This window comes from Candidatus Cloacimonadota bacterium (genome assembly GCA_016932035.1).
Lineage (GTDB): Bacteria > Cloacimonadota > Cloacimonadia > JGIOTU-2 > JGIOTU-2 > Celaenobacter.
Genome location: JAFGDR010000009.1, coordinates 1 through 20,347, shown reverse-complemented (window position 1 = coordinate 20,347; position 20,347 = coordinate 1). Strand labels below are relative to the sequence as shown.

General features: G+C 38.8%; 15 protein-coding genes and 1 pseudogene. 8 read left to right on the top strand and 8 right to left on the bottom strand.

Annotated elements, in window-relative coordinates; all coding sequences use genetic code 11:
* Positions 1-17 precede the first annotated feature (17 nt).
* Positions 18-2,075 (bottom strand): T9SS type A sorting domain-containing protein, encoded by a 2,058-nt coding sequence (locus JW794_01065; protein ID MBN2016716.1) that lies wholly within the window; start codon positions 2,073-2,075, stop codon positions 18-20.
* 348 nt (positions 2,076-2,423) lie between these two features.
* On the opposite strand from JW794_01065, the gene JW794_01060 reads away from it, so the two are divergent.
* The 7 genes from JW794_01060 to JW794_01030 all read left to right on the top strand — a co-directional run bounded on the left by JW794_01060 (position 2,424) and on the right by JW794_01030 (position 11,768).
* Complete coding sequence (locus tag JW794_01060; protein ID MBN2016715.1) at positions 2,424-3,746, top strand: LptF/LptG family permease; 1,323 nt, start codon at positions 2,424-2,426, stop codon at positions 3,744-3,746.
* Complete coding sequence (locus JW794_01055) at positions 3,733-4,839, top strand: LptF/LptG family permease (GenBank protein ID MBN2016714.1); 1,107 nt, start codon at positions 3,733-3,735, stop codon at positions 4,837-4,839. The genes JW794_01060 and JW794_01055 overlap by 14 nt, the downstream gene beginning before the upstream one ends.
* 97 nt (positions 4,840-4,936) lie before the next feature.
* The gene (locus tag JW794_01050) at positions 4,937-8,149 is read left to right on the top strand and encodes a UvrD-helicase domain-containing protein (protein MBN2016713.1); all 3,213 of its coding nucleotides are present in this window, start codon (positions 4,937-4,939) and stop codon (positions 8,147-8,149) included.
* A gap of 245 nt (positions 8,150-8,394) precedes the next feature.
* Positions 8,395-9,066, top strand: coding sequence for a YggS family pyridoxal phosphate-dependent enzyme (locus JW794_01045; protein ID MBN2016712.1), 672 nt, complete (start codon positions 8,395-8,397; stop codon positions 9,064-9,066).
* Positions 9,059-9,529 carry a translesion error-prone DNA polymerase V autoproteolytic subunit gene (umuD, locus tag JW794_01040; GenBank protein ID MBN2016711.1) on the top strand — a complete coding sequence of 157 codons (471 nt, stop codon included), beginning with the start codon at positions 9,059-9,061 and terminating at the stop codon, positions 9,527-9,529. Before JW794_01045 ends, umuD begins: the two co-directional genes overlap by 8 nt.
* A 284-nt stretch (positions 9,530-9,813) precedes the next feature.
* Positions 9,814-11,109, top strand: coding sequence for a Y-family DNA polymerase (locus JW794_01035; GenBank protein MBN2016710.1), 1,296 nt, complete (start codon positions 9,814-9,816; stop codon positions 11,107-11,109).
* A gap of 2 nt (positions 11,110-11,111) precedes the next feature.
* A complete protein-coding gene (locus tag JW794_01030) occupies positions 11,112-11,768 on the top strand; it encodes an SOS response-associated peptidase (protein ID MBN2016709.1) in 657 nt (218 codons plus the stop codon).
* Between the two features lie 31 nt (positions 11,769-11,799).
* Here the strand turns inward: JW794_01030 and JW794_01025 are convergent, their stop codons facing one another.
* The 5 genes and pseudogenes from JW794_01025 to JW794_01005 all read right to left on the bottom strand — a co-directional run bounded on the left by JW794_01025 (position 11,800) and on the right by JW794_01005 (position 17,450).
* Positions 11,800-13,017 (bottom strand): DUF512 domain-containing protein, encoded by a 1,218-nt coding sequence (locus tag JW794_01025; GenBank protein ID MBN2016708.1) that lies wholly within the window; start codon positions 13,015-13,017, stop codon positions 11,800-11,802.
* Between the two features lie 51 nt (positions 13,018-13,068).
* Positions 13,069-14,211: an alanine--glyoxylate aminotransferase family protein gene (locus JW794_01020; protein MBN2016707.1), complete on the bottom strand. Its 1,143-nt coding sequence runs from the start codon at positions 14,209-14,211 to the stop codon at positions 13,069-13,071.
* 24 nt (positions 14,212-14,235) lie between these two features.
* A complete protein-coding gene (locus JW794_01015) occupies positions 14,236-15,369 on the bottom strand; it encodes a M20/M25/M40 family metallo-hydrolase (GenBank protein MBN2016706.1) in 1,134 nt (377 codons plus the stop codon).
* 208 nt (positions 15,370-15,577) lie between these two features.
* Positions 15,578-16,753, bottom strand: a complete 1,176-nt coding sequence (locus JW794_01010) for a hypothetical protein (protein ID MBN2016705.1) — start codon at positions 16,751-16,753, stop codon at positions 15,578-15,580.
* 76 nt (positions 16,754-16,829) lie between these two features.
* Positions 16,830-17,450, bottom strand: a pseudogene (locus tag JW794_01005) (hypothetical protein).
* Positions 17,451-17,651: 201 nt separating this feature from the next.
* On the opposite strand from JW794_01005, the gene JW794_01000 reads away from it, so the two are divergent.
* Positions 17,652-19,304 carry a metallophosphoesterase gene (locus tag JW794_01000; protein ID MBN2016704.1) on the top strand — a complete coding sequence of 551 codons (1,653 nt, stop codon included), beginning with the start codon at positions 17,652-17,654 and terminating at the stop codon, positions 19,302-19,304.
* A gap of 22 nt (positions 19,305-19,326) precedes the next feature.
* Here JW794_01000 and JW794_00995 read toward each other — a convergent pair whose 3' ends face one another.
* The gene (locus tag JW794_00995) at positions 19,327-19,692 is read right to left on the bottom strand and encodes a DUF3795 domain-containing protein (protein MBN2016703.1); all 366 of its coding nucleotides are present in this window, start codon (positions 19,690-19,692) and stop codon (positions 19,327-19,329) included.
* A gap of 23 nt (positions 19,693-19,715) precedes the next feature.
* Positions 19,716-20,264: a hypothetical protein gene (locus tag JW794_00990; GenBank protein MBN2016702.1), complete on the bottom strand. Its 549-nt coding sequence runs from the start codon at positions 20,262-20,264 to the stop codon at positions 19,716-19,718.
* Positions 20,265-20,347 lie beyond the last annotated feature (83 nt).

Sequence of the window (20,347 nt, the reverse complement as noted above, 5' to 3'; positions counted from 1 at the left end):
CCTTTTTATATTTTCCATCATTTTATCACAACTATCTTCTTAATTTCTGTTATGTAATCTGTTTCGATTTTATAAAAATACACTCCTGATTTCAATTTTCGGGTATTGAAGTTTACTGAATGTTCTCCCTTTGGCTTATATTCATTCATAAGCGTTGAGATCAGTTGTCCCTTTATGTTGTATATAGTGATTTTTACATGGGAATTTTGTTTGAGAGAGTATTGAATTGTGGATGAATTTTGAACAGGATTTGGAAAGTTATACATTAGTAACTTATTTGGAATAATTTGTGGATCAATTGAAAAAGGAGGAGCAGCATATTCATATGCTCCCATATCGATGACCGCTATTCCATCTCCATTTCCATCCCACACACGTTTGTTACCATCCATATCCGACGGTGGGATATTCAATCCAGTTGTGTCCGATATGCCTGCGTCTATACATAGAGAATTCTCAGTCAAACGATAATCTTCATTCAAGGTGTCTGCAAACATGGGATCAATATCAATATTTCCCACACCTATCCAATCTCCTTGAATATCAGAGTACATTATTGATACATTATTGCCAATAATTTCCGGTTGTGTGTCATTCCATAAAATAGAATTATACATTTCCAAATTTGAGTTTGAACTACATTTGATTCCACCACAACTTGTCTGCGCATAATTATCCGTTATCGTTACATTACAGCAATACACATCTGAACCACTTCTTGCATCAATAGCACTTCCTCCTTCATACGTTCCATTTTCAACAAAAAGACTATTGAAGATATTCAAATCAGAATTAAAACTGATTATTGCTCCCCCATCGCAAGCAGAATTGTTATAGAAACAGCTACTGTATATATCAATATCTGAATTATCAATTCTTATACCACCCCCAACGCTTGATACATTACTGATCAGAGAAACACTATCCATACACACATAGGAATTATTCAGTACATACATTGCACCACCATAACTAAATGCATCCGAACCATCGATGATAGAATTTGAAAGAATCATAGTAGAATTATCGCAAAAAAAACATCCTCCGCTATTTCCTCCTTCATTAGTATAAAAATTAGTGTTATCACATTCTATATGAGAATTGCTCACACAATATATTCCCCCTCCGAAATTTGATAAATTATTAATAAATTCACAATTATTAAATGTCATATTTGAATTACTACAATAAACACCCCCTCCATACTCACCCTGATCATTATAGCTATGATTAGAGATTTTAACCCCTGAAAATATTAGTTCAGAATTTGACTTGCAGTACACTCCTCCACCGCAACCTGTATATTGGCTAACCATATCATTATTATCAATTACCGAATTTTTTATCTTACCCCCAGTGTTATTACAATATACACCTCCTCCATCTATGGCAATATTATCATGAATATTACAGTTTACAATGTTCACCTCCGAACTATCAAGATAAGATATTCCACCTCCGAACAACTCTTCTTCATCACTGTAGTTATTATATATTTCTGTATTTTTTATCTCGGGCGATGATGACCAACATTGAATACCGCCGCCGTACCCATTTTCTACGATATTATTAAATATTTTGTTATTATATATCAAAGGACTACCACCAGTACAATAAATACCTCCCCCGCCCTCACTAATACCCAACCAATAATCTACGCGATTATCACAGATATAATTATATGCTATTTTAGGGCTTGAATCCCCCGTATAAATTCCTCCTCCCCAAAGATTTGTCCAGCCATGTGTTATTTTAAATCCACATAACATCGCTGTTGAATCTTCCCCATTTTGAAACTTCACAACTGTATCTACATTATTTCCATCTATAATCGTTTGTGAAATAAATGAAGTATCCTGTGTAGTTAAGAACAATGAAGCAACTGTAATATTTTTCCCGTTATAGTTAATATTCTCCACATACGTTCCCGGCTGTACTAAAACGGTGTCTCCTGTTGATGAAGAATCGATACTAGTTTGGATCGTAGGGTATTCCGATGGTACATTGAGGATAGCTGCATTGACTATTCCCGCACAGAACAAAGAAAAAACCAGCAAAAATACTTTTTTTTCCATTTTTCCTCTCATTACGAAGCCTCTTAAACTTCATGATGAATTGATGTATATCGCTGAAAACTGTCAAGACAAATTTTCAAACGTAACACACCCCGATCCCGCTGCATCGGGATCATCCCTCTTATTAGAGGGGAGAAGAATTAATCCTGAATGCCTTTATTTTGAATGAATAATTCTTTCTATTTCTCCTTTACCATAAATATCTCTGTGTACTCTGTGGTTTATACTTTTTTCTTTTCTTTCTTTCGTACATTTTCGTGTTTTTCGTGGTTAATACTCTATGTTATTTTTTCCCAAAAATTGACAAATTTCCCTCATCTCAAAAACTGCACTGCGAAAGGTCGTGTGATGAAAATATTATCAAGATACATTCTCCGTGAACATGCAGGTCCCTTTGTCCTCTCTGTTATGGTGATCACCTTCATCATGCTGCTGGACAGAGTACTCGACCTTTTGAATCTCATCATAACCAAACATCTCGACCTCTGGACGACCACACAGGTCTTTGTTCTCAGCCTACCCTTCATGCTTGCGCTCGCTATTCCAATGTCAGTTCTGGTGGCAACGATCATGGCATTTGGTCGGCTTGCATCGGATAATGAAATCACTGCGTTCAAAGCGAGTGGGATCAATATTTACAGTATGATGAAACCGGTTGTCATCGCAGCGATCCTTGTATCTCTTTTCATGATATATTTCAATGACCACATCCTGCCGGAAAGTAATTATACATTGAAAAATCTTCTGATAAAGATAAGCGCACGAAGACCAACCTCAGAACTCAAGCCCGGACTTTTTACAGAACTCAAAGATTATAATTTTTACTACCATGATAAATCTGAAGAAACTGGAACCTACAACGACATTGTCATTTATGATAAGAGTAATGGAAAATATCCGCGAACGATCACAGCAGAATATGGCTATATCGAGCTGTACAACGGCGGGAACTCACTCGATGCAACATTGTATAATGGACTTATTCATGAAATCTCCAAAGACGACCCCCAGGATTACACCACCATGGTCTTTAAACAATATAAAATCATGATACCCGATCTAGGGATCGGCGTCAGCGAAGCACATCTGGCACAGCGTGGTGACAGGGAAATGAGTTCTTCTGATATGAAAAAGCACATTGAGGACCTCGATGTACAGCGACAGGAGAAGATCAAAGATAAAGAGAAGTATGAGAAACAGCTTCTTGCATTAGAAGAAGATCCTGAAGAGGGTAATAAACAGGAAATAGACAAGCTCAAACACCTTATCAATATCCGAGATCAGCGGATTTACAGTCTCAGCAGGGAGATGAGCAAATACCAGGTCGAGGTCGATAAGAAATACTCGATCGCTTTCGCATGCCTTGTTTTCATTCTTATTGGCGCTCCCATCGGTATGATGACCAGAACGAATTCGGTCGGCATGGGATTTGTCGTCAGCTCACTTGTTTTTGTGGTGTATTACGTATCTCTTTTCGCAGGAGAGGAACTGGCAGATAAGATGATCATCTCACCATTTATCGGCATGTGGATCTCAAATATCCTTTTTACAATTGTTGGCGTTTATCTGGTGATCTACTCGATGCGTGAACGAAAAGTAATACACCTCGAACGCATTAAAGACATCTTAAAACGCAAGAAGAAAAAAGAACCAGTCCATGAAAATTATTGATAAATATCTCTTTAAAAGTTTTTCGCGTTTATACCTGATCATTCTCAGTTCTTTTGCGGCGATCTTTCTTGTGATCGAATTTTTCGAGAAGTGGAGCAGATTCCTGAGTGAAGAACCTGCTTTCTGGGATGTGGTATCCTATTTTGCTTTACGAATTCCCTATATTGTTGTACTTTCATCACCGGTAGCGATCCTGCTAGCCGGGCTTTTTCTAATGCAATATATGGGAAAACACAATGAAACTGTAGCGATCCGCAGTGCCGGCATCAGCATAAAAAGGATGTCTGTTCCTCTCTTTGCATTCGGATTTATTGTAACCATTCTATTATTTGTCTTTGGCGATACGGTCATGCCGTGGGCTGAAGATACGAGGATCTATATCGAAAAGGTAAAGATCAAAAAACAACAAAAGACCGATATTCGCGTCCGATCTAATATTCAGTATAAAGATGATAAAAACCGGTTGTATTATATCGGATTCCTCGATGGTTATAAGAATAAGATCAAAGACATCGATATATCTGTTTTCAATGATGAGAACGAGATCGTGAAAAAGATACATGCTGAACATGGTTTGTGGAGTGTCGATTCCACACAATCAAACGCAATGATCCTTACCTTTTATCGAGGGTATATTCGTGAGTTTGATGACAACCGGTTAGTATCCTATATTCCTTTCGAAGATCAGTATTTTGAAGATATCACCATTCAGCCGATGGACCTGGTAAAAAGCACGAAAAAACCAGATGAGATGACTGTTTTTGAACTGAGTGACTATGTCGAGCGCCTGAAACGGATTGGGGAAAAACATCAGAAAGAACTTGTTGAATTGAACCTGAAGCTTGCCTACCCATTTGTTAATGTAATTATGATATTATTCTGTATTCCCTTAGCATCGCTATCAAAGAGAGGAAAGTCACGGGGAATCGGTTTTGTGGTGGCAATTGCGATCTGTTTTATTTACATTTCGGTTGTACGATTCGGACAAAGCCTCGGTTACAATGAATTGCTCTCACCAGTAATGGCTGCGTGGTTTGCAAATATCATTTTCGGTACAATTGGTTTGATCGGACTTTTTAAAACATCGACGTAAGAATGGAATCAATATCCAATCCGTCTTTGCTGCGCTCCGCCGTGACAGGTATCCAACACTGAATATCCAATGATGAAGGAAAGAAAATAAGTATACAATGAAATTCATAGCCGATTTTCACATTCATTCTCATTTTTCCATTGCAACAAGCAAAGACCTGATACCGGAAGAACTAGATAGTTGGGCACAGAAGAAAGGCATCGCTGTCGTTGGTACCGGTGATTTTTCCCATCCGGGTTGGCTTAAAGAACTCGAACAAAAACTTGAACCTGCAGAACAAGGACTTTTTACACTCAGAAAAGATTTTCAAAAAGTAATCTATGAAAACCCAACTCGTTTTATTCTTACAGCTGAGATAAGTAATATCTATAAAAAACATGGGAAAGTAAGAAAAGTACATAATGTCCTCTTTGCCCCAAATTTTGTTACAGTTGAGAAAATTCAGAATAAGCTATCTCAGATTGGAAACATAACGTCGGATGGTAGACCTATTCTCGGTTTAGATTCCCGTGATCTTCTTGAAATCGTACTCGAAACATCGGATGATGCTTTTCTCATTCCTGCACATATCTGGACACCCTGGTTCTCTGCTCTCGGTTCAAAATCCGGTTTCGATACTATCGACGAATGTTATGACGACCTTGCCGATCATATATTTGCGGTTGAAACTGGTTTGTCCTCCGATCCTCCTATGAATTGGATTTGCTCTTTCCTCGATAAATATACACTCATATCAAATTCCGATGCTCATTCACCCTCAAAACTCGGCAGGGAAGCAAATCTTTTTGAAACGGAACTCAGCTATGATTCTATTCATCATGCCATGAAATCCGGTGATAATGAACAATTTTTAGGAACAGTCGAATTCTTTCCCCAGGAAGGCAAATATCACTTTGATGGTCACAGGAAATGCGGCGTGTGCTGGGATCCTGTTGAAACACTGAAGCATAATGGGATTTGCCCGCAATGTGGAAGGAAAGTGACCGTTGGCGTGCTCAATCGTGTTGCCCAGCTTGCAGACAGGTCCGATCCTGAAAAACGATATCACAGGCATGATTTCCATTCATTGATAACTCTCGATGAATTGCTTGCTGAGATTCTCGAAGTGGGTAAAACCTCAAAAAAAGTTGCGCAGGCATATGATACTCTGATTCAAAAATTCGGTTCTGAATTCGATATACTTTTGCATGCTCCTTTAGAAGAAATCGAACATAAAACCAATGAAATTCTCGCAGAAGCAATACGAAGAATGCGAAACGGACAGGTGCATATTCAGGAAGGATATGACGGTGAATATGGCATTATTCAGGCATTTACAAAAGAGGAGTTAAAAGACCTGCAAAACCAGGAAGCACTCTTTTCTGACCTCGCAGAAGAAGTAAAACCACCCTCAAAAAAACCACTCATCAATTTTGACATTGCAGCGTTTCAAAAACTTCATGAACGAGTCGAAGAACCTGCTCTTTTCATCGAGAAAAAGAAACCTGACATACCTTCGCCATCTGATTTTCTCAGCCAGTTGAACGACGAACAGAAACGAGCAGTTCAATATTACCCGGGACCGCTGTTGATCCTTGCAGGACCAGGAACTGGTAAAACGAGAACACTCACTGCGCGCATTGCCTATTGTATCAAAGAACGGGGCATCAAACCGCAAAATATTCTCGCTGTAACCTTTACCAATAAGGCAGCAGAAGAGATGAAAGAACGTCTCGATCTGCTCCTCGATACCACATCAAAAGAGGAATTACACGTTTCGACTTTCCACTCCTTTGGTTATTCAATTCTCAGAGAACATGCCGGATATTTTAAGAGAAATTCTCATTTTGGTATCCTCGATGAACATGACAAACAACGTTTTCTCTTAGAAAAAACCGAATGCAATAAGAAAGATGTTAAGAAACTCTCAGAAGAAATTTCAAAAATAAAACTGACAGCAACACCTCCATCCAAAATTAGAAAACAAGTCACAAAAAGCTGTTTTGAAAAATATGAAAAAGCGCTGCGTCAATTTAACTTGTTTGATATCGAAGATATGATCTATAAACCGGTCATACTTCTGCAAAATGAAGAATCCCTTAGGGATTTTTACCAGAGGAAATTGCAATTCATTCTCATCGATGAATTCCAGGACATCGATGCTGCACAATATCAACTCATACGGCTTATAAAACCGGACAGGAATGCAAATCTCACAGCGATCGGCGATCCAAACCAGGCAATATATGGATTTCGTGGTGCGGATGTTGGATACATTGATAAATTCAAAAAAGATTACAGCCAGACAGTGACCATTTCCCTACTCACAAGCTATCGCTGTTCTGATACTATTTTACGAGCATCGAACCAGGTTATACAGAATCAGGACATGCTTTCGGGATTGCATGAAGGTGTGAAGGTGAACATCTCCTCCCATGGAACAGATAAAAGCGAAGCCGAGTTCATTGCTCGTGAGATCGAACAATTAATTGGCGGCGTTCGATTTTTCTCGATGGACAGTTCCATTACCGATGGGAGCGAAGGTTCGCAAGTAAAAAGTCTTGCTGATGTTGCAATTCTCTGCAGACTGAAAGCACAGATATCTGCATTGGAAAAAGCGCTGAACGACCACTCCATTCCCTATCAGAAAGTAACGGAGATTTCCTTATTTTTTGAGGAACCGGTCAAATCCATCCTCGATGTGCTTCGGCTTGCACTCAATCCCAGCAATCTGTTCCTTATCGATGAACTTCTTAAACGGAATGTACTCACCATGCCCGATCTGAATGAACTCAAAACATGCCTAATCGAACATAATGTGCAGCAGGCACTCGATATGATCATCAAGAAATTCTTTAAAGAGAAGGTGCGGCTGGAAGAATCGGTACGGAAAATGATGAACTATGTAGAAAATTTCGATGATGATTTCGATACCTTTCTTAAATTCACGATCCTCGGCGCAGGCGTGGATACAAGCGATTTCACACTCGAACGGGTGAACATTCTCACGCTTCATGCTGCAAAAGGATTGGAATTCGATTGTGTTTTTATTGCAGGATGCGAAGATAGCATACTTCCCTATTCATTATTTGAAGATAAGAAATGCGATCTCGATGAAGAAAGAAGGCTCTTTTATGTGGGCATGACCCGCGCACGGGAATTGCTGTACCTGACATGTGCACAAAGTCGATTTCTCTTTGGAAAATCGTACACACTTCCCCGATCCCCTTTCATATCAGCGATCGAGCAGAAACTCCTTGATGAGAAAAGAGTAACGTATAAGAAAAAGAAGAAATCAGAACCTTCGAAATCTCAACAAGAGCTTTTTTGATATGGCGGACCGATCGCGCATTATTACTATCAGATGTGATAAATGCAAAAGCAAAATTTTCAAATACAAAAAGGTAGGACGGGGACACATTTTGAAATGTTACAAATCTCGAATTCTTGATGATAATGCAGTTTATACAAGCGATAAAGTACTCTGCCAATGCGGCAACGAAATAGGAGTTGACAAAGGAAGGTATATTACAATGAATGTTGTTCATAATGTGTGAACACACATGAAAGGACATAATGAGTTTTATTAGTGAAAATGTAAAAAAAATACTCGGAGAAATCCCAGAAGGTGTCGAGGTGGTTGCTGCCGCAAAAACGCGGAATGCTGAAGAAATCCTCGAAGCAGTTGAAGCAGGGATAACAAAGATCGGGGAAAATTATGTGCAGGAAGCTGCTGCGGTTCATGAAAAAGTCGGGAATAAAGCACAATGGCATTTTATTGGACATCTGCAAAGTAACAAAGTTGTACAGGTTATCCCGATATGTGATATGATAGAAACCGTCGATTCTGTGAAACTCGCACGAAAAATCGATAAGTATGCAAGATTGATCAGCAAGATCATGCCGATACTTATCGAGGTGAACAGTGGACGGGAATCTCAGAAGAACGGTGTTATGCCGGAAGATGTTGAGCAGCTCATTCGAGAAATCGAACAATTACCAAACATAAAAGTCATGGGACTTATGACCATGGGACCTTTTACCGGTGATCCTGAAGATGCACGTCCCTATTTCGTGGAAACAAAGCGTATTTTTGAACATATCAAAGCACTTAATATCCCACATATTGAAATGAAATACCTTTCGATGGGTATGAGTAATTCCTATGAAATTGCCATCGAAGAAGGGGCTAATATTATTAGGATCGGCACAAAATTATTTGGACCACGAGCGTGTAAGTATGAATAAAAAAGAAAATAATATACGACCTTTAAAAAAGGGTAAGAACATCGCGCAGATATTGAGCTATGAAGAAGGTATCGAACTTGAACTTCCAATGTATAAATCTGAGATCAAGGCAGGTTTCCCCTCCCCTGCCAGTGATTATATCGAATCAACCCTTGATTTGAACAAGCATTTAGTCAAACATCCTGCAGCGACATTTTTCGTCCGAGTAGAAGGAGATTCTATGATCGATGCTGCAATTCACTCCGGTGATATTCTTATTGTGGATAGAGCTATTCAACCGGAAAAACAGAAAATAGTAATTGCTGCGGTGAATGGTGAACTCACCGTGAAGAGAATCTGGCATCAGAATGATAAACTCTATTTGCAGTCCAGCAATGTGCATTTCGAACCGATCGAGATCACTGCTGATATGGATTTCCATGTTTGGGGTGTTGTCACGTATGTTATCCATAAACCAATTTAAGAATAGAACACAGATGACGCTGATCTTACTGATAAAAACTGATAAAGAATAATATTTTGGAAAAGATTTTTTACCTTGAAGCCCTATCCGTGAGCATCCGCACAATCTGCAAACGCAGTAAGGTGAATCTGTGTACTATGGATGTAAAGAATATTAACACAGGTGGTCGCTGATGCAACCGATAGACTCTGATTAGTAACAAGTATTGTGAAAAATATTACTAATATAAAATCTTCATCTGCGATGAACTGCATAATCAGTATTAATCTGCGTTCTATTAAATCATGAAAAACATCGTTGCACTTGTTGATTGTAATAATTTCTACGCATCATGTGAGCGGGTTTTTCGACCTGACCTTGAGGGTAAACCAATTATTGTTCTCTCAAATAATGATGGCTGTGTTGTAGCTCGTTCTAACGAAGCAAAAGCAATTGGTATGCCTTTTGGAAAACCAGTTTTTAAAGCTGAGTACCTTATTAAAAAACACAACATTTATGTATTCTCCTCCAACTATGCTTTGTATGGCGACATGTCCCACAGAGTAATGCAAACCCTCGAGCAATTCAGCCCAGACCTTGAAATCTACTCGATTGATGAAGCGTTCCTTGGACTCAATGGATTTGCTGATCGAGATCTTACTGAATATGGAAAAAAGATCAAGACAACTGTTGAAAACTGGACCGGCATACCAATCTCAATCGGTATTGCTGAAACCAAAACCTTGGCTAAAGTTGCAAACAGATTCGCCAAGAAAAGCAAAGACTACAAAGGCGTACTAGATATAACTGACCTTTCAGAGCACGAGATCGATAAATTCCTGAAAAAGATGGATGTGTCAGACATCTGGGGAGTGGGCTGGCAATACGAAAAACTCCTGAAACGTAATAATTTCAACACCGCTTACGATCTAAAATATGCTCCGGATAAATGGGTGAAGAAAAATATGACCGTTATGGGGCTTGCTACTGTTTTCGAACTTCGGGGTATCCCGTCGATCGATCTTGAAGAAGTGATTCCTCACAAAAAAGAGATCGTCAGTTCTCGTTCCTTTGGGCGACCGGTTGAAACGCTTGAAGAGATGGAAGAAGCTGTGGCGACATATGTAACAACCGCTACTGAAAAATTAAGAAGGCAGAAATGTCTTGCATCATTCATCCAGGTCTTTGTGGCGACGAATCGATTCAAACCGGAAGAACCACAGTATTCAAACAGTTATATGTATGAGTTGCCGGAAGCGACGGATTGTACAGTTGATTTTATCAAACATGCACACGAAAATCTCAAAAAAATTTTTCGGGATGGATACCGTTATAAGAAGGCAGGCGTGATGCTCAGCGGTATTGTCGAGCAGGATAAATATCAGTTGAATCTCTTTACCGAATCATACTTCCATAGCAGAAATAAACTGCTTACCGAAATCATCGATAATGTAAACAAGAAATGGGGCAGCGATACACTACACTATGCAGCAACTGGCATACAGAAACCATGGATGATGAAGCGCGCTCATAAATCACCGCATTTTACCACGCAATGGGATCAAATTCGGGTGGTTAAAGCAGATGACAACAAGGAGTAACGATGTGTGGACGATTTGCCCGAATAAATACAGCGAAAGAGATAAAGCAAGCATTCAATCTTGATCAGATCGAGATCGAACTGCAACCAAGTTACAATATTGCTCCAACTCAGGATGTAGCAGTTATCATCGAGAATGGGCAGTCAAAACTCACTGCTATGCGCTGGGGTTTGATTCCCTATTGGGCAAAAGATGAAAAGATTGGCTTTAAACTCATCAATGCACGAAGTGAAACAGTGGATGAAAAACCGAGTTTTAAATACTCATTTCAGAAAAGGCGATGCCTGGTCGTTGCCAATGGATTTTATGAATGGCAGCAGAGAGGTGCAAAGAAATATCCATACTTCATTCACTTGAAGGATAATAAACCAATCTGCTTTGCCGGTATCTATGACAAATGGAACTCACCGGATGGAAATAGGATTACCACTTGTAGTATTATCACAACCGATGCAGCAAAAGAGATCAAATCGATACATCCCCGAATGCCGGTGATTCTGTCTGAAAAGGAATTTTCAATGTGGTTTAAGAACAGTGATATGAAGCAATTGAAGCAAATGCTTGTTCCCTATTCGTCTGAACAGATTGAATTTCATGAAGTTTCGCAAGAGGTGAATTCACCAATTAACAATAATGCTAGATTGATAGAAACTCTGTAGGTAATGGAATTGATGTCAGTCTTCGAGAACCTCAGACTGACAATATGTGTTGTTTTGTAAGACCATCTAAGGTAATCCCGTCCACATTGAACATCTCATCCGGAAGGAGTACTACATCATAATGCTCTTTTTTGAGGGCTGATCTCACATCACATCCTGCAAGGAGTCCCGCAACTGTTATTTCATTTCCAAGAAATTGATTTTCTACTCGAAGCACTTTCCATTGCTGGTTGTTATTTGAGTTCAGTCGATCGATCAATTCATTCAATATCGGATAAAATGCAATACCTGTAACAAAGAGAACCTTCTTACTCTCATATTTTTCCAGTAACTCAGCTGAATAAGATTCCCATGTATTCAGGAAATCCCTCACCATGCCAATGCCGTTCTCGATTTGCGGAAAACCTTCATAATAGTCTGTTTCAGGTATGGATTCCCCTGCAAGAAGATAAAATTCATCTGCAAGGGTTACAATTCCTGAACCACAGCTTTCTAAAAAATCCTCCCTCCAAAGATTCGTATTCTCTATAATTTCTTTTGCTTGCAAAGGAGTAACCTTTAATAGAGAGGTAAGATTTTGCCTGAATTTTGTTAAACCCACAGGCACGATCCCAATCGATTGAACTTCAGGATACAGTAGCGCTAAGTCATGCACGGATCTCTTGAGTTTTTCTCCGTCATTCCAACCAGGGATCAGTACGATCTGTGTATGCATCGTGATCCCATTCTCTGCAAATAACTTGAGTTTTTTCAGGATAGAAATCTTGTTCTTATACCTCATGATCTTTTGCCGCAGTTCATCGTTTGTTGAATGAACCGATATATAGAGAGGTGAAAGATGCTGTTCAATGATACGTTTATAATCTTTATTAGTGAGGTTTGAGAGTGTTATAAAATTCCCGTGAAAAAAAGAAAGTCGGTAATCGTCATCTTTTATTTTGAGAGAAGTTCGAGCATCAGGATGAATCTGATCAACAAAACAAAAAATGCAGTTGCATGAACACTTTCTTACCTTTATTGGATACAGGATCAACCCAATATCTTTGTCGATATCTTTCCCGAAAATATGCGTAACTGTCTTCTCCTGATCTGTAACAACCAGAGATATTTTCTCATCTGCCTGATAAAATAAGTAGTCCAGTTCATCCTGGATTTCATGACCATTAATAGAAACGAGTGTATCTTCTGGTAAGATTCCCAACTCTTCAGCTATTGAATCAGGTTGGATTGCTTGTATTTTTACCGGCATGATATAATAAGAAAGGCGGGAATACACCCGCCTTGTATGGTTATTTTTTCGTTAGAATTTATATTCTGTTGCAAGAACTTCCTGCGCAGCAGTAAGCCCTGCTCCCCAGGTAAATTTCCATCCGAGTTCGTTCAGAGCGATTTCAAGGGCAGAGATAACAGCTATTATATCAAAGATCTCGATATAGCCCATGTGTGCTATACGGAAAATCTTACCTTTGATCGGTTCCTGTCCGCCAGCTATAGTAAATCCATATTTGTCCCTGAGATTTTTTACAAGAGCTTGTCCATCGAGGGATTCTGGCACTTTGATCGCTGTTGCAACATCACATGAAGGATGCGCATACAGTTCAAGACCAAGTGCTTTGATTGCTGCACGAACAGCTTTTGCAAGAACCTGATACTGATAGAACATGTTTTCAAGACCGCGTTCTTTAATCATATCGAGTGCAACGATGAGTCCATTAATATGCAGAACAGAACCGGTATAGGGATCTGTATTGGTTGCTAATTTTTTTCGATATTTCTTCCAATCGAAATAGTAATTTGATTGCTTACAATCATCGATCATTTTCCATGCTTTTTCACTGACGGCTGCATAGGCATGTCCCGGAGGAAGCATCAGGCCTTTTTGAGAACCAGCAACGCAGATGTCGACCTTCCAGTCATCCATATAGAATTCCTGTCCACCGAGTCCTGAAATTGCATCGATAACAAGGAGTGCATTTGTTTTACTTACGATCTCACCGAGTTTTTGAACGGGCTGGAGACTGCATGTTGATGTTTCGGTCAGTTGTGTGTAAACGGCTTTTACATCAGGATTTTCTTTTAGGAGTTTTTCCACAATTGCAGGATCCACAGCAGTTCCCCACTCGATATCGATGTATAAGGGAATTGCATGGAATTTCTCTGCGATCTGTCCCCAGCGCTCACCGAATTTCCCACCACGAATTATTATCGCTTTATCTCCGGGATTGAGCACGTTTGAGACTGCCCCTTCCATTGCGCCAGTTCCACTTGCAGTGAAGATCAATACATCATTTTTTGTTTGAAAAACGTATTTCAATCCTTCGATTGCTTTTCCTACTTTTTCCTTGAATGCAGGAGTCCTGTGGTGAACCATTGGTTCAGCCATTGTCTGAAGAATGGCTTCAGGGACCGGTGTAGGTCCGGGTGCCAACAAATATTTTTTCATAAGTACCTCTTATATGTCTGTTTTTTATTGTCTGCTATATTCTTTGATGATCTCCATGACCCAGCGGGTAACATCTTCGAGATCCTGAATTTTAATATTCTCATGCGTAGAATGGACATCATTCATACCTGTACCAATGATAGGAACGACCAAACCATGTTCGAAAAATACATTCGCATCACTACCGCCACCGCCAGTTACGATAGAAGGTTCGATGCCGATATTTCGTGCAGCTCTTTCTGCGATTTTCACAATTTCTTCTTCTTCAGAAATTTTCAGCGCTGCAAAATCTTTGAGAACGTGAGCATGTGACTGTGCTTTAATCACTTCACTATCAAGTGTTAATTCATACTTGGATGCAACTTCTTTGAATGTATCAATAATTTCTTGTGTGATTTTTTCTAATTTAGCTTCGTCATGACTGCGGACTTCTCCGCTGACAAAACACTGTTTTGGAACAATGTTATGAGCCAGTCCACCCTTTATGTTACCAATATTCGCTGTGGTTTCAAAATCGATCCTTCCAAGCTTGAGTTTCCCAATTGCTTCTCCGGCAACCTGGATTGCATTGATTCCCTTTTCGGGAGAACCACCAGCATGAGCTTCCTTGCCTGTTATTACAATCTCAAAAACATTCAATGATGGAGCATGAGTGACAATTGCTCCAACTCCATGCCAGTCAAGCGCAAAACCGACGTTAGCGTCGATCAGCGAATAGTCAAGATTCTTTGCACCGAGTAATCCGATCTCCTCCGAAATTGTGAATAGAACCTGTATCGGTGCGTATTCAAATCCCTCATCATCAAGACGTCTGATAGCTTCGATAATTTGTGCTACTCCGGCTTTATCATCGCTACCAAGAATGGTTGAGCCGTCAGATCGAATAAGACCTTCTTTGATTACCGGTTTAACACCAACACCTGGTTTTACAGTATCGGTGTGGGCACATAAAAGAAGCGGAAGTTTATTTACTTTACCTTTAAAATTACCAATCAGATTTCCCACATTTCCCTGTGTTGCATGATGCGCCTTATCAAAAATAACCTCTGCTCCCATCTCAACAAGATCATCAGCAATCTTCTCAGAGACCTTCTTTTCATCCTTTGACTCACTATCTATTGTGACCAAAGAAATGAAATAATCTACTAATCTACTCACATGAACTCCTCTCTAAGGGTTGCATTGGCAAAATATAACCAATAGATCAATATCTAATCAACAATATTTCTTATTTTTTGTAATTTGGATAATAGGTTAGTGTTTAGATTATTTGTCAAATAATTCAAAAATGCAGGCAAAATTATCCTGTTAGTCGTCCCACTCAAACCTCCAATACTCTTTCACAAAGTATAATTACATTAAATTATTATCCTACTTTGAGGACCTGGAACCAGATTTCATCATTAACGATCACAGCTTTAAATTGAACATTTTCAGAAATATAATAGGTTTCATCATCGATATAGATCACTTCACGCTCATCTGGCAGAAATTCAACGAGAGATCCAACCGGATATTCAACTTCAGCATACTGGCTATCATCAACGACTTTGATCACCTTAAACCATATCTCTTTATTTACAAGAACAGCTTTATACTGCAAGCCGTCCGCAATGAAATACGTCTCCCCATCAACAATAAGTTTTTCGCTGTAATCTGGAATAGATTCAACAATTGCACCAATCGGAGGGCGAACAACAACATACTCATCCTGCTCCTGGATATATACATAATACACATTGCAGCTATAGTAATACTCGATATCACGCCACCAGAAAGAATAATAATAAGGCGGAAGCCAACTGACTCTGAATCCGAAAGGAGGCCACACTCTCCAGTAATAGTCATCCCAGGGACGGTAATAGTAACCATAATAATATGTGTATTCAATATTATTATAGATGATGATATCAACATTATCATTTTCTATTTCTATTTGAATCTCTTCTGGATCAAGTTTCTGCCTTGGTGAGATGTAATTTGATTGACCTCCATGTGGATGATCTTTGAGATAATTTCGTATCATCTCATTATCAGAAGATGAATGAGATGGAATGACAGACTTTGAAGATAGTATCGATTCTGATTCTGAACTGAAATTTTTCTCCTTTGGGATGAATTTTTGTTGAGATTGGTAATCCTTGTTAGGAGAAGTAATGATCTCTTTTTCATTCGAAGGATTGATATTTACTTTTTCCTTCGGGGTATAGGGTTGAATGTCTTCGGTCTTGTTTTTTAATACTGGCTTAACAATGACCTTTTTTTCAGCGTCTTTAACCTTGTCGTCGCTGGTTGTCTTGTTATTCTTAATTTCAATGTCTTTAACAGCAGTCTTATTCGTATCATTTTTCTGCGATGAGGATTTCGTATCATCAGTCTCATTCTTATCAGTTTGAGTGATTACTTCTTTCTTTTCAGATGCGTTTTTGTGTACTGAGGGTAATCTTGAGTTAGGTCCTGCTATTACATGTGATGCAATAAAGATAACTGCAGTGAGCGTCACAAAAAAAATGCCGTAATTTCGTGTCTTTCTTTTTTTCATTTTAACCACCTATAATTTGGTTAACATTGTGTTAGATTGGAAAATTTCAAAAAAGTTTAATATTTCAAATTCCCTATTATTTATCATGATATCTCCAATCAGCTAGAAGCAGATTCCCATCTCTGATCAACCCGATTCCGGGGGTATAGATTTTATAATCATGAATTCCAGGTTCGAGCGGTGTGGTTTCCTTAACGCGAAGACATCCTTCAAAAGTAGAAAATGGTGTGGTCAAGGATTCTGAAACGGATATGATCTCAGCCCTATCCATTGCTACGTCTGGAGCAATTTCCTGGTAATATTTCGACCCTATCAAAGTAATACCCGGCATCATCAACCCAAAAGTCGCACCGTCTTTGCCTGAAATCCACTCACCATGATGATCGACGATCTCTCCATCTTCATATATATCTACTTCTTCACCGAAATAGTAAATACTGCTCGTATTTGTATCAAAAGCATAATAATTCCGCGAAATCTCTACCAGTTCATTATTCACACTTTCTCGTTCTTCAACGATGCGGGTTTCAAGCCCATCGATTATTTTCGTTTCATCGAGGACCGTTATTACAAGACGTTCATATTCATCTGCATCATGGTGCTCGAGGATGAGATAATAATTGGGTTCGAGAATAAAATATGTATTTGTTCCGGTTGACGCAAAATGATGGGACTCGACTTTGAAATCTTTGGTCCAATCCTCTATTGTTTGTGCATAAAGAGCGTTCACCCCGAGTAGTAAAAAAATCATGCTTAATAATATCTTCTTCATTATATAATCCATTAACAAATTAATTTTTATACATGTATGAAGATGTCAAGTATTAGTAAATATTGATTGACAATTTGATTTCTCTATTTTCATTTATTGTGAATAATTTAGTGAATAGAGGTAAACATGAAACATAGATACAATAAAGCTAATATTATCACGTTTTTCTCGACACTCCTCTTAATAATCTTATTTTTTTCATGTTCTGAAACGACTAAACCAGATGGATTACTGACTGTTTCATTTCCAACTCTACATAATAAACATGACCTATATTATGAACTGAACCATATGGTGCGATCTATCGAAATGCTTTTCTCTGAAGAAATCGATGAGTCAACAATCCAGGGGAATGTAGATTTTTCAGATGTAACCGGCTCTTTAAATGCACATTACGATATAGATGTTTTCGGTAAGATTGTAACATTGCAGTTTCACCCTGAATTTTACCTCAGGGCTGGTTGGAAATATATACTTACCCTTAAAACAGGGCTACACTCAAGCAAAGGTGAATCTTTTGAAAAAACTCAAGATATTCAATTTAGAACAACAGGTGAAACAATCGATTTAGTTGCAAATGCAGATAGTCTTCAACGAACTTCCATTGTATGTATAAGTGATGTGCATATGGGTGATGAAAGAGCAATTGACGGAGGTTATTGCTGGTTTGATGAAAATGCGGATGCACTCGAAAATTTCCTTGATTATGTAATGAACAGTCCTGATGTTAAGCAACTCGTTATCCTTGGTGACCTTTTTGATGAATGGCTTGTACCTTATGAAGTTGCACCTTTTGATTCATCAATAAATATCCACAATTCTAAAGACTACTTCCAGGCGATCGCAAACTGCCCGACTAACGTCGAGATCTTTAATAAGTTCAGAACAATCGTTAATAATGGTGAAATCGAGCTTATCTATGTGCCAGGCAACCATGATATGCTACTTACTCAAGAAATACTTGATGGGATCATTCCAAATATTACGTGGATGGGTGATGTACCCGGACTTGGGAAATATGCCCCCGCTAATGAGATTATTATGGAACATGGTCATCGATATGATCTTTTCAATTGTCCTCAATCGCTTGTTAATCCTTCTCACAAACTCCCACCGGGATATTTTATTTCACGTCTATATGCTCAAGGCATGACAATACAACCCCCTAACAATTTGATGGAATCCGCGAACCAAAAAGGTTCATTTGAGTTCTTTACAGGCTGGACACTTGCGTTCCTGACAGTATTATCAGATTTCGACATGGCGTGTCCCCCACTGTACGATGAGATAATCAAGATGAATGGGATTGATAGTTATTTTGAACCGTTTTCCTTTAACGGTGCCTATGAAATGTATGCAGATAGCATCGAAAGTCTATGGCAGGAAACCCAGGCAGTCAACGAGGTTCCGGTTCCCATGAGTACTGCTATGGGAATTTTTGATGGTGTTGAACTTTCGGGTGCTCCTATCTATGAATATATAATCAATCCATCTACAAAACCTTATAAAATAATAGCTTTCGGGCATTCACACAAACCACATATCATGGTGTATCCCACACAAAGTAACTACACGAGCATTTATGCAAATTCCGGCTCCTGGGTTGATGCCGAATATTGCACACACGATGTTAGGACATTCTTGGTGATCACTCCCGGTGAATGGAGCGGGTCAGAACTCGATGTTGTTATGTTATATAGATTTGATCCTGTCACAGGTACATCAAAGACAGATTATAAATTAATACTTCTCGCAGAGGAAAGTATTGAAGTAGATTAATTCTTCTTTTATGATCTAGAATTTACTCATATCCATGTGCTTCCAGCCACTTCACAACACCTTGCGCTTTCATCTCTCTTAATCGGTCAACCGCATTTTCATGATGTGAATATTGTGCAGCCCAATCCAATAATATCCTGCAGGGAAATTCATCGCATTGTGCACAATAGGAGAGTTGTTTCTTATATACACAGCATGCCAATATTTTACAGGAAGGTGACCAATGATTTCCTTCAAGATTTGATCTGCATCCATCACACCTGATCTTATCCGCATCGACATTCTGACTCTCCCAATATGCAAGCTCCTCCGGTGTGCGCAGATGGATGCTACATGTATCACACGAAAGTCCGCAGGGACTAAGCCAGTAACAATCTTTTTTCTTCATTGTACTATTCCTTTTAGATCCGATCAAACATCTATATGATAGAATATATTTATACTGATGCAGGGCATGATCGGGAAATCTAAATCAAAATTGAACCAGCTAGATGTTTCTTGGGTTTCTGTTATTTCTTTAGAAAGTTCAATACCAAAGCCGACATCTGCTCCGACACCGATTTTTTTAGAAATAAAAAACTCTCTCCCAATTCGAAAATTTGAGTAGATATATGATGAAGTACCGCTTACTTGTTTGTCTTTCACATAACTAAGACCAAACTTTGAATACCACGGTTTTCTCGAAGTGTGTTTCGGTTTTCCTGCAAAGTGGAAGTATATATCACCCGTAATCGAAGTGCAGGGTTCATCATCAAGTGGTAAGAATCCATAACTCAAGCCGAACTGCATCTGTGAAGCATGGTATCGCATTCCAATATTAATGAATTCTGGAAAACCCATTCCAATAAAAAAATCAATATGATTGTCACTAAAAACACTTCCCTGAAATCCAGCTATCACGATAAATAAACAAGCAAATAACAAGGATTTTCTTAATTTTCTCATTTCACTAAAAGACATTTTTCCACTGCTTCTGTTTTTCCATTTATGCTTAATGTATAGAAATAAATGCCTGGTTTCACTTCATTTCCCATATCATCTCT

Excerpts from the sequence above, each read along its gene's own strand:
- JW794_01065 (MBN2016716.1), bottom strand. The coding sequence starts at position 2,075 with ATGGAAAAAAAAGTATTTTTGCTGGTTTTTTCTTTGTTCTGTGCGGGA.
- JW794_01060 (MBN2016715.1), top strand. The coding sequence starts at position 2,424 with ATGAAAATATTATCAAGATACATTCTCCGTGAACATGCAGGTCCCTTT.
- JW794_01055 (MBN2016714.1), top strand. The coding sequence starts at position 3,733 with ATGAAAATTATTGATAAATATCTCTTTAAAAGTTTTTCGCGTTTATAC.
- JW794_01050 (MBN2016713.1), top strand. The coding sequence starts at position 4,937 with ATGAAATTCATAGCCGATTTTCACATTCATTCTCATTTTTCCATTGCA.
- JW794_01045 (MBN2016712.1), top strand. The coding sequence starts at position 8,395 with ATGAGTTTTATTAGTGAAAATGTAAAAAAAATACTCGGAGAAATCCCA.
- umuD (MBN2016711.1), top strand. The coding sequence starts at position 9,059 with ATGAATAAAAAAGAAAATAATATACGACCTTTAAAAAAGGGTAAGAAC.
- JW794_01035 (MBN2016710.1), top strand. The coding sequence starts at position 9,814 with ATGAAAAACATCGTTGCACTTGTTGATTGTAATAATTTCTACGCATCA.
- JW794_01030 (MBN2016709.1), top strand. The coding sequence starts at position 11,112 with ATGTGTGGACGATTTGCCCGAATAAATACAGCGAAAGAGATAAAGCAA.
- JW794_01025 (MBN2016708.1), bottom strand. The coding sequence starts at position 13,017 with ATGCCGGTAAAAATACAAGCAATCCAACCTGATTCAATAGCTGAAGAG.
- JW794_01020 (MBN2016707.1), bottom strand. The coding sequence starts at position 14,211 with ATGAAAAAATATTTGTTGGCACCCGGACCTACACCGGTCCCTGAAGCC.
- JW794_01010 (MBN2016705.1), bottom strand. The coding sequence starts at position 16,753 with ATGAAAAAAAGAAAGACACGAAATTACGGCATTTTTTTTGTGACGCTC.
- JW794_01000 (MBN2016704.1), top strand. The coding sequence starts at position 17,652 with ATGAAACATAGATACAATAAAGCTAATATTATCACGTTTTTCTCGACA.
- JW794_00995 (MBN2016703.1), bottom strand. The coding sequence starts at position 19,692 with ATGAAGAAAAAAGATTGTTACTGGCTTAGTCCCTGCGGACTTTCGTGT.
- JW794_00990 (MBN2016702.1), bottom strand. The coding sequence starts at position 20,264 with ATGTCTTTTAGTGAAATGAGAAAATTAAGAAAATCCTTGTTATTTGCT.